This window comes from Streptomyces alanosinicus (genome assembly GCF_014650595.1).
GTDB classification, from domain to species: domain Bacteria; phylum Actinomycetota; class Actinomycetes; order Streptomycetales; family Streptomycetaceae; genus Streptomyces; species Streptomyces alanosinicus.
The window spans coordinates 20,228-30,567 of sequence record NZ_BMVG01000064.1 but is presented as its reverse complement, the minus strand read 5'-3'; the positions used below and the strand labels follow the sequence as shown (position 1 = coordinate 30,567).

The 10,340-nt window shown below is 68.6% G+C and carries 8 protein-coding genes and 2 pseudogenes; 7 read left to right on the top strand and 3 right to left on the bottom strand.

The genetic code is table 11. From position 1 onward, the window contains the following. The 3 genes and pseudogenes from IE277_RS44205 to IE277_RS44195 all read left to right on the top strand — a co-directional run. Positions 1-152: pseudogene (locus IE277_RS44205) on the top strand (IS701 family transposase); the annotation flags it as partial. A 313-nt stretch (positions 153-465) separates the two neighbouring features. Next, a complete protein-coding gene (locus IE277_RS44200) occupies positions 466-627 on the top strand; it encodes a hypothetical protein (protein WP_189959439.1) in 162 nt (53 codons plus the stop codon). Between the two features lie 591 nt (positions 628-1,218). After that, on the top strand, positions 1,219-1,707 hold the full coding sequence (locus IE277_RS44195) for a GNAT family N-acetyltransferase (protein ID WP_189959438.1): 489 nt from the start codon (positions 1,219-1,221) through the stop codon (positions 1,705-1,707). A 657-nt stretch (positions 1,708-2,364) separates the two neighbouring features. On the opposite strand, the gene IE277_RS44190 is transcribed toward IE277_RS44195, so the two are convergent. Then, complete coding sequence (locus IE277_RS44190; protein WP_189959437.1) at positions 2,365-3,585, bottom strand: metallophosphoesterase; 1,221 nt, start codon at positions 3,583-3,585, stop codon at positions 2,365-2,367. Positions 3,586-3,817: 232 nt separating this feature from the next. Between IE277_RS44190 and IE277_RS44185 the strand changes: the two genes are divergently transcribed. Together IE277_RS44185 and IE277_RS44180 are read left to right on the top strand one after the other, a co-directional pair. Further along, positions 3,818-4,129 carry a hypothetical protein gene (locus IE277_RS44185; protein WP_189959435.1) on the top strand — a complete coding sequence of 104 codons (312 nt, stop codon included), beginning with the start codon at positions 3,818-3,820 and terminating at the stop codon, positions 4,127-4,129. A gap of 1,044 nt (positions 4,130-5,173) precedes the next feature. After that, positions 5,174-6,160: an MsnO8 family LLM class oxidoreductase gene (locus IE277_RS44180; protein WP_189959442.1), complete on the top strand. Its 987-nt coding sequence runs from the start codon at positions 5,174-5,176 to the stop codon at positions 6,158-6,160. 667 nt (positions 6,161-6,827) lie between these two features. Here the strand turns inward: IE277_RS44180 and IE277_RS44175 are convergent. Continuing rightward, entirely contained in the window at positions 6,828-7,535 is a 708-nt protein-coding gene (locus IE277_RS44175; RefSeq protein ID WP_189959433.1) for a TetR/AcrR family transcriptional regulator, read from the bottom strand. A 141-nt stretch (positions 7,536-7,676) separates the two neighbouring features. On the opposite strand from IE277_RS44175, the gene IE277_RS44170 reads away from it, so the two are divergent. After that, positions 7,677-8,900 (top strand): saccharopine dehydrogenase family protein, encoded by a 1,224-nt coding sequence (locus IE277_RS44170; protein ID WP_189959431.1) that lies wholly within the window; start codon positions 7,677-7,679, stop codon positions 8,898-8,900. 529 nt (positions 8,901-9,429) lie between these two features. Next, positions 9,430-9,637: pseudogene (locus IE277_RS44165) on the top strand (short-chain fatty acyl-CoA regulator family protein); the annotation flags it as partial. A 49-nt stretch (positions 9,638-9,686) separates the two neighbouring features. On the opposite strand, the gene IE277_RS44160 reads toward IE277_RS44165, so the two are convergent. Next, positions 9,687-10,190, bottom strand: a complete 504-nt coding sequence (locus tag IE277_RS44160; RefSeq protein ID WP_189959429.1) for a hypothetical protein — start codon at positions 10,188-10,190, stop codon at positions 9,687-9,689. Positions 10,191-10,340 lie beyond the last annotated feature (150 nt).

Below are 10,340 nucleotides of genomic sequence, written 5' to 3'. Positions count from 1 at the left end.
ACTTCGAAGGCCGCTCCTGGCCGGGCTGGCATCACCACGTCATCCTGGTCACCGCCGCCCATGCCTTCCTCACCGAGCAGCGGCTGGCCCCAAAAGCCGACACACCGGACTCACCCTCTACCAGATTCTCGACGCCCTCCAGGGCCTGCTGAACTGCTGGACCGGCATCTGCACCACTTGCCACCAACCTCTGCCCAGCATGGCCACACCAAGATCAAGACAAACCTAACGGAGTCCTACTAGGCCGTGTATCGAAAGCATGGATGGGCCGGACGATGTGATGTCCAGATCCGGCCCGTCCGTCCGCCGCTAAAGGTCGAGTTGGTACTGGTGTGTCGTGTGCGTGGGCGTGTAGCCGAGACTGTTCCGCCGATGGTAGCGGGATCGTGCGCGAACCGGGACGGTCCAGAGGAATCCGCCTCGCATGAACAGTCCCGGGCGCCACCACCTGGCTGCTCGCCACCGGTGGCCGACCGGTGCAGCACGGCTGGTGGGAAAGAAGAGGGGACCGCGCGCGACAAGTTCCGGCGTTGGATCGGCGAGTACGGCAGCATGCCCGGTGCCCGGCTCACCCTCACCGACGAAGAGACCGGTGATGTGCTGGCCGCCTGGCCCGATCAGCGGTAGGCGTGGCGCCGGCTACTCGGCGGATCGGGCCTGCTGGGCGTTGGGCGTGCCGCACGGCCTTCTTCACACCCTGTTCCAGCTCGTATCTGCTGTCGTCGGTGGCTTCGGCATGCGCGGTGATGGCCGCCTGTCTGGTCTCCGACGCCTCGCGCCAGCGGAGCAACTGGGCGTCGTAGTCGTCACCGGTGAGGCTGGCGAGCTCCGCGCGTTCCTCCTCGGAGAGGGCGGCTTCACACCCCACCCGCCACGCCACGGCGACCTCGACGCGTACCCATGGCAGGCCGCCATCGACGCGCTTTCAGTCCGAGTCACCGGCTCCACCCGCGCGGGATGTCACGGCCCCGGGGAATCAGCCATGCCATTCCCCGGGGCCCAGCTCGGAGGTCGCGCGGTTCCACGAGGCCGCGATATCCGCGTCACGCGCGCGGTCTGCCGGTTGGCGGGTTCAGCCGTCCTCAGCCTGCGGGGGCATCCGGTCAGCTCCCGGGACATCCCTGCATGCGCAGACGACGACGGCCCGCTCCAGGTTACGTCTGCCCAGGCAGCCGACCCGCCGCGGGAAGGCATTCCCCGGTGCGACATACTCTCCCGATGAGTTCACGCACTTCCCCGATCAGCCAGCCGGTCACGATACGGAGGGCCGTCGCGGGGGATGCCAAACGGCTCACGCGGCTCGTGCGTGGCTCGGGCGCCTACGAGGGTAAGTACGCAGCCGCAGTGGCGGGCTACCGGGTCGGTCCTGATTACATCGAAGCCCACCGCGCCTTCGTAGCCGTCGGCGCAGACGATCATGGAGGCCGAGTCCTCGGGTTCTACTCGCTCGTCCTCGCTCCACCGGAGCTCGACCTGCTGTTCGTCGCCGACGAAGCGCAAGGACGTGGCATTGGACGGCGGCTTGTTGCGCACATGCAGTCCGAGGCCCGTGCCGCCGGGATCGACCGTGTCGAGGTCGTGTCGCATCTTCCCGCCGAGGACTTCTATCACCGCGTCGGTGCAGTGTGGACCGGGACCGCGCTCGCGAACCCGCCCGCCGTGCCGTGGGACCGCCCCAAATTCGAGTTTCGCATTCCTTCGGAATGACGTGGTGTGCCGGATGTCAGGACATCGGCTTCGCCTGCATGGTGGCTGGCGTGCAGGAGCTGCTGGACGCCGCGCGCTCCGTGTGTGCTGTCGTCTCTGTCCTGGCGGGGGGATCGTCTGCGCCAGCGGCCTCTCCCGGCGACTCCACGCCTCCGGCGAAGTGGTCACAGTCCACCGTCAGTGCTGTAGGGGGTGATGCCTTGCCAGCGCAGCCATCAGCGCAAGTCGAAGTAGTCACAGCCGCCCCGTGGAGCTTGTCTGGCCGGTGTCGGTGCGGCCCGCGGTGGAGCGGATCGGCGGGAAGCTCCGGACAGGGACATCAAAGCCTGACTGTCGTGGGTGTCGGCCAGGTCCGACTCGGTTGTTGGGGTCGTCGTAGGCGTCGACGGTGGCGATGGTCCTGCCGGAGCCGCTGACGGAGGCGGCGGAGGTCAGGCCGTAAGCCGACTGCAGGTCGCTGGGGCCGTAGGCGGTGGGGGAGTTCGCGGTGGCGTTCGGCCGGACGGTTTGGGGTGCGATGCCCTTCTTCGCGGTCTGCTCTTCCGGGAAGGCGGTGGTGCCGCTGGTGACGGGCAGGGCGTTGCAGGATGCGTAGCCCTTCTTCGGGGTGCCGGCGCACTACAGCATCTCCAGGCGGAACCGCCGGCCCGCCCAGCGCTACGGCGTGGGGGGCCGCTGCGGGGAGCGGAGTACGAGCAGGGTGATCTCGCTGGGGGCGAAGACGCGGAAGGGCGGGCCCCAGAAGCCGGTGCCACGGCTGGTGTAGAGGAGGGTGCGGGTGCCGTGGCGGCTGAGGCCGGCGAGGGCGGGCTGGTCGATGCGGACCAGATGGTGGAAGGGCCACATCTGGCCGCCGTGGGTGTGGCCGGAGAGCTGGAGGTCGATGCCGCCGGCTGTCGCCCGGTCGACGAACTTGGGCTGGTGGGCCAGGAGCAGGACGGGGTGGTCGGGGTCGGCACCGTGCAGGGCTCCGGCGAGGTCGGCGCCGTGGCCAGCGAGGCCGGCGGACTCGGCCGTGACGTCATCCACGCCGGCGACCACGAGGGTGTCGCCACCGCGTTCGAGCAGCAGATGGCGGTTGCGCAGCGGCTCCCAGCCCAACTCGTCCATCAGGTCGACCCAGCCCTGGGCCTCGCTGTAGTACTCGTGGTTGCCGGTGACGTAGACCCGGGCCCAGGTGGCCTGCACGGTGCCGAGCGGGGCGGCCTGGGCGCGGCGGCGTTCGGCCGTGCCGTCCGCGATGTCTCCGGTGTGGCAGACCAGGTCGGCCTTCAGGGTGTTGACCGTCTCGCAGACCCGCGCCGACCAGCGGGCACGGTCGAGCGGGCCGTAGTGGGTGTCGGTGATGAGGACGACGCGGGTGCCGTCCAACCCGGCTCCCAGGCGCGGAAGTTGCACGTCGAGGCGGCGCACTCGTGGTACCCGGCGGGCCTCGGCGTACCCCCAGGTGAGCAGCACGGTGGCTGCGCAGAGGACCGCCCAGGTGACGATCCGGGCCCGGTCCTGGCCGTCGCCGACGTCGGTCACGGTCAGGGCGAGCCGCAGCGGGACGCCGAGCACGACGGACCAGGTGAACAGGGTCCAGATAGTGCCCAGCAGGGTGTCTCCGACGATCGCCGCCCAGTCCTGCTGGCGTCGGCCGTGGCCGCGCACCATCGCGAGCGGCATACCGATCAGGCCGAGGGCGAACAGGGCGGTGCCGGCGAGCGTGACAGGGAGCGGCCAGTGCTGGCCGGTGTGCAGCAGCAGCCAGCAGGGCACGGTCCACAGCAGGACGGGGGCGATCAGGGGGAGATAGCGCATCAGCCGGTGCAGCCGGCTCTGCTGAGCCGCGTGCGCTGCACTGTCGGCGGATCGGGTTTCGCTGGTGTCGGTCACGCTTCCCCTCCTTGAGTGACCAGGCTGCCGTAGCGCGCACTGTATCCGGCCGTCCCGGGCCGGTCGGACGGAAGGGGTGCTCATGGCGGGCAGCCCCATGTGGCGAGGTGGCCCCCGAGTTCGCCCCCGGCTCACGCGGTTGGTGACTCTGCTCCTGACCGGGGTCGCGGCGGCTTCGAACGGTGAGGCATAGAAGCTCGAACTCTTCCGGACCTGCGCGCGGTTCACCGACATGAGCGGTCACGAGAAGGTCGGTGACGAGGCGGTGCTGCAGGCCACTCGGATCACGCTGGGTCTGCTGGCTCACCGGATCGGCCGGCTCTCCGAGCAGATCCGGAATGTGGACGCTCGTCCGACCCGCCTCGTCAAGTGTCATGCCCCGCGGCTGCTCGACGTGGTGGGGATCGGTTCGGACACGGCCGTCGCTTTGCTGATCACGGTGGGGGACAACCCGGAACGCCTGGACGGTGAGGCGTCCTTCGCTGCGCTGTGCGGGTCAGTCCTGTCGAGCGTTCCTAGGGCAGTCGGCAATACCGCCGCCTAAGTCGTGGCGGCGACCGGCAGGCCGACGCCGCCCTGCACCGGATCGTGCAGAATCGCCTGCGTGTCGACCCGCGCACCCAGGACTATTACGAACGCCGCAGCATAAACGGCAAGACCCGACGCGACATCGTCCGAGGCCTCATTGGAAAAGTATCGATGCTGCGGCCCAATCCATGGGCCGTGACTCCTTGGCGAGTGTCGGGGGACGGCCTTGTTGCCGTGCCGCGCTCGACGGCCAGTTTGAGTATCGCCGCCCCTGACACGCCGATGCACCAGACCGGCGTCAAGGACATGCCCCACCGAGGGCCGAACAATGAGGAACCGACAGCCGGGTCTCGTCACCTGCGGAATCGACCACCAACTCCGGACCGTCATTGACGTGCTCACCATGCTCAAACACACCTGGCACCAGTACTCCTTGCTCCATCACCGCTTCGAGCCGCTGGTGCCGCCACCCCGTCTCGGCTGCGCTTGCTGCTGGGGCATGGCACCACTTACGAGTTGGGCGGAACACGGGTGCTGCAGGAGTGTCGGAGTGGCGACTGCGGAGGAGCCGAGCGGCACGCCACTGGTCACCAGCCGTTGCCGGGGCGCAGTGACAGCGAGAACGAGCAGTCCGGCCTCTGCCATGAACAGAGCAAAGGAGGACGGTCGGTACCGCCCGATGACCCCGATTCGGTCTGGCCCCCGGAGTGGTCGGCGCCGGACCGCACGTCCACGATGGACACGACGAGTACTTCTACGTCCTCGAACTAGCCTGTCGGAGCGAGGCGGGGTTCCCTCGCCGTGTCGCCTCCGTTCTCGGCACGCCCCGCGGCGCCTCTGCATGGCTGGTGGCTTCGGTGATCACAGGTGGTCCACGGGCGGCTCCGGCGCCGTGCCTGTCGGGCAGTGGGGCGAGGCGGACGTGGCGACTGATGCGGTCGACCAGTATGGCGATCGCGGACCGGAGGCAACTGGCGCACAGACCTCACTCACCGGCCCGGGCACCGTTGCGGTGGGGACCACTGCACCTGAGGCGCACACTGATCTCTATGCTGACGGCATGATCGATGTGCCGATTTCAGCGCTGGAAGTCGCGGTGGTCGAATCAGGGACCCGTGGCGTGGAGACCCTGCGTGACACCGCCACCTTCGCTCGCAGGCTCGAACTACTGGGGTATCACCGGATCTGGTACGCCGAGCACCACCATTCGCCCGCGATCGGCGCGTTCCCACCCGTGGTGCTGATCGCTCATGCGGCGGCCTCGACCTCAGCCATCCGGCTCGGGTCGGGCGGAGTACTGGCGCCCAACCACGCGCCCATCACACTGGCGGAGCAGTTCGGAACACTGGCCGCGTTGCACCCGGACCGCATCGACCTGGGTATCGGCCGAGGCCCTGGCACCTTCGACGAGGCCACCGCGCGGGAATTGCGCCGCGGAGCCGGACCGGCGACGGACGCGCAGTACCATGACGACGTCGCTGCGATCCTGTCCTTTCTGGTCGACGAAGTGGCACTCGGTCCCCTGCCGGAGCCATGGCTGCTGTGCTCCAGCACCGCGGGTGCCGCCCTCGCCGCGCGGCTCGGCCTGCCGATCGCCGTCGCACACCACATCCGGCCCGACAACACGTTCACGGTGCTGGAGCGCTACCGTGCGGCGTTCATCCCGTCCCGCTGGTGCGAGCAGCCCCGGGTTGTGGTGTGCGTGGAGGCGATATGCGCTGAGACGGAGCAGGAAGCGGCGTGGCGAGCCGGACCCATGGACGTCGTCAAGGCCGGACTGCTCAAAGGGCTGAGCGAGATTCCCTTCCCCACGCCCGCGGATGCCGCCGCCCATCCCTTCACGGCACAGGAACGGCAGGCGCTCGCCGGTTTCCGCGCACAGCAGGCGTGCGGGACGCCCGAGGCCGTCGTACGCCGGCTCGCGCAACTGGCCGCCGATACCGGAGCAGACGAACTCATGCTGACCACACCTGTCTACGACATCGACGCCCGCGTGCGCTCCTACGACCTCATCAAGAAGCACTGCGTGGCCACGAAGGCACCGTGACAACCGCGCCGCACCGAACCGTCCGTCCTGACCCGCCCACCAGGGCTGCCCCGCGCGCCGCATCAAGGAGGGCAAGACCCGACGCGAGATCGTCCGATGCCTCAAGAGATATGCGGCCCGGAAGGTCTTCCACCTGGTCAGACAGCTACGGTCAGGACCCCGCTCATAGGGGCTGTGACACGTGAGGACCCCGTCGGCTTGCTCCGGCGGGGTCCTCAGGGACAGGGACCTGATACGACGACGCCACGCCGGCTGGCTCTGGCGGGGCGTCGTCGTGCAGTTGGCCAAGACGGGTTGGGGCTTGCATTGGAGGCTTCGTTGCGGCGTCGCTGCTTCCCGTCTTCGTCCGATTCCCCGCCCTATGCGGTCCTCGCTCCAAGCCCGGTCGGAGCTGCGGGCCCGGGGCCTCTTGGGTTCCGTGATCAACCATGTGTTCCTTCCCTCGGGGCGTCTGCTGGGCGTCCCGGTGCGGACGGCGCATGCGGCCGCATCCCCGTGCACGGCGGATCGCCCGGTGCCCGTCCCATGGCTCCGGGGAGGTCTGGTCGGCAGGCGGCACGTGTTGTGTGGCTCCCGGCTTCCCGCCATTTCCATGAGGAAACGCGGCGCCCCTCCGAAAGGTCATTGGCGTTGGCGTGAGGTCGGCGGCGTCGGCGGCCCGCAGGGCTCACACACCCGCCCGAGTGAGCTGCGCCGCCGTGTGTTCCAGCAGCATTTCCAGGGCGGCCGGATAAGCGCTGTGGGGCATGCGTCGGGCGAGCAGGTGCGCTGTGGCAGCGATGTGGGGATGTGTTGCGGCCGGCAGCTGTGCGTACGTGGACTTCCACATGTCCTCATCACCTGCGCGGGCTTCATCGGCCAATGCGAGAGAGCCCGCGTCCAGTGCGGCGAAGGCCAGGCTCTGGTCGATGAACGCGTGGTAGACGTGGACCGTGGCCGGATCGGGCAGCCCGGCGCCGCGCAGGATGCCGAGGACCGTCTCGTCGACCGCGATCTCGCGGGGGCGGCCGGTGACCCGGCTGGCCGTGAGGAGGGCAGCTTGGGGGTGGGCGAGATAGGCGCCGTAGATGGCTCGGCCCAGAGCCCGTAGATCCGTGCGCCAGTCCCCGGTGGCTGTCCAGTTGTCGAGCGCCCGGCCCATCAGCTCGTCCCCGATGGCCCGGGTCAGATCGTCCATCCCGGCGAAATAGCGGTAGAGGGTGCTGGGATCGGCGCCCAGCGCGGCGCCGAGGCGGCGGGCCGTCAGCCCGGTGCTGCCGTGTTCCCTCAGCATGCGCAGAGCGGTCTCCACGATGATCTGTTCGGACAGTACGGTGCCGTTGCGCGTGGGCCGCCGCCGCTGACGTGCTGTCTCCGGCACCACTTGCTTCGCCATGTGGGCTGCCTCTCCTGACTCCGGCCTTGCCGGTCCCAGCACTCCGGGCTCTTATGCCAACAGGGTTGACCTTACCTTGTGCCATCCCGTTGCATCGGTCCCCATCGGAGGCGCCCGCCTCCTGGAGGAAAGGTGTGTGACATGCGCGTACTGCTTGTGGGCGCGGGCGGCGTCGGAACCGCCGTCACCCGGATCGCGGCCCGTAGGGACTTCCTCACGCACATGGTGGTGACCGACTACGACCTCGCCCGCGCCCAAGCCGCCGTCGCCGCGCTGGGAGAGGAGAGCAGCCGGTTCACCGCGCAGCGAGTGGACGCGTCCGACCAGGAGGCGGTCCGCCGGATCCTCACCGAGCAGTGCTGTGACGTACTGCTCAATGCCACCGACCCCAGGTTCGTGATGCCTCTCTTCCAAGCGGCCCTGGAGGCCGGCGCGCACTACCTGGACATGGCGATGTCCTTGTCGGCACCACATGCCACGCGGCCCTACGAGGAGTGCGGCGTGAAACTCGGTGACGAACAGCTCCAACAGGCCCAGCGCTGGGAGGAGGCCGGACGGCTGGCATTGGTCGGCATGGGTGTCGAACCCGGCCTGTCCGACGTCTTCGCCCGCTATGCGGCCGACGAACTCTTCGACGACATCGAGGAGATCGGCATCCGGGACGGCGCCAACCTCACTGTCGAGGGCTACGACTTCGCTCCGTCCTTCAGTATCTGGACGACCATCGAGGAGTGCCTCAATCCGCCGGTCGTCTACGAGAAGGACCGCGGCTGGTACACCACCGCTCCGTTCAGCGAACCCGAGGTCTTCGACTTCCCAGAGGGCATCGGGCCGGTGGAGTGCGTCAACGTCGAACACGAAGAGGCGCTGCTGATCCCTCGCTGGGTGGACGCCCGCCGCGTCACGTTCAAGTATGGGCTCGGCAATGACTTCATCGCCAAGCTGAAGACCCTCCACGAACTGGGCCTGGACTCCACAGCCAAGGTGACGGTGCCCGGCCAGGACGGGCCTGTCGGCGTCTCACCACGCGACGTCGTCGCGGCCTGCCTGCCCGATCCGGCGGGCCTGGGAGACCGGATGACGGGCAAGACCTGCGCCGGCACCTGGGTCAAGGGCACGAAGGACGGCGCGCCGCGTGAGGTGTACCTGTACCACGTGGTCGACAACGAGTGGTCGATGCGCGAATACGGCTCGCAGGCCGTCGTGTGGCAGACGGCGGTCAATCCGGTCGTCGCACTGGAACTGCTGGCCACTGGCGCCTGGACGGGCGAGGGCGTCCTCGGGCCGGAAGCCCTGCCGCCACGCCCGTTCCTCGACCTGCTCACCGAGTACGGTTCCCCCTGGGGCCTGCGCGACCAAGGCTGACTGCACACCCTCGGTGGCACAGCACGGTCAGGAGGACATCGGCGACAGCCCTGACCAGCACGAACACCGGCCGTCGGCCGGCAATCGGAGCGTCCACCGGCCGGATGGGGTCTCGTGATCAACACGGGCGGTATCACGGCCATTCTGGTCCAGTCGGCCATCGGGGGCGGGGGCACCCCGATCGCGGGGTCGGCTACGGCACCCTGTCCGACGTGCTCGTCGCGGTCTTCGGGCGAGGCGGCCTGGAAGGAGGTCGCCGCGCACAGCGACTGCTGGGCCAAGGTCGGCCCGCCGGTGTCCGAGGGCCGACGGGCCGCGACCACAGACGCTTTGACGGGCCAGAAGACGCTCCTGTCCTGATCTTGGGTCCCTCGCTGGATACCACATGGCACAGGTAGGCGGAAGCGTCTGCTGGTGTCCACGTGGTCCAGGGCGATGCCGTTTGCACAGGTGGGGGCCTTGTGGTCGCGGTGCGTCGTGATTCGTGTGTGACAGATAAAGGCCCTCGCCGGGCAGATGCCTGCCGTCGTCGACAACCGGCTTCCACTTTTCCCACTCCAGCGGCACCTGCCCGCTGCGGAACGTCTACGAGGAGTTCGCCGCCCCCGGACGCATCCACGTGCATCGGGATGGGCTACCGGGTCTGCGAACGCCTCGAGTGCCCACAACGGGCGGCGCCGTCGTGGGGCCACCCGCCGCGGCTACAGCCGAATTTCAGGCCCGCTTCGCCTCGCCCTTTCGCCTCGCCCTTTCGGCTCGGCCGGCGAAGGGGCGGCCGAGGAGCGACTATCCGAAGACCTGGACCGGGGTGCCCTGAGCTCCCAGGATGTACACCAGGTTGCCCTTCTCGTCGTACTCCCAGTAGCCGGCCTGTACGACGTAGGTGCCGTTCGAGACACCGATGGTGCTCGTATTGAACTGGATCGACCCGTCGCGCTCAGTCGACTTCACCCACTGGCCCAGGCAGCCGAAGTTGCCGACTTGGATGGTGGAATGGTCGGGGTTGGCCTTGAGCAGTTGGGCACAGGGGAAGATGCTGATGTTGTTTGGGTTCCTGTAATTGGTCTCCCCTCGCACTCCGCGGCTCCCGTCTCCATGGGAGCAGGGCAGCTCGGTTATGCCGTAGGTCTCAGAAACATAGCCTTTGTCCCAGCAGCCACCGCCACCCGTGTTGGCGGACGCGCTCTGTGCCATCGTGGCGCCGGCGGCAAAGAGAGTGCCGACAACGGTGAGCGTGGCCGCAACTTGCCGGGCTCGCTGGCGAGTGGATCTCCCGACTGTCGTGTTCATGGGACTGTCCCCTTTTCTCGGGTGCCGGTGGCAGCCCGCGGAGTTGCCGTTCCACTAGGTTTGTTCGGCCGCGTGGTGGACTCCGCGTGCTACGACGGGCGATGGTTGGGCGGCGCACCGTGACCAGTTCGCACCCCTGCAGCGCCGCCC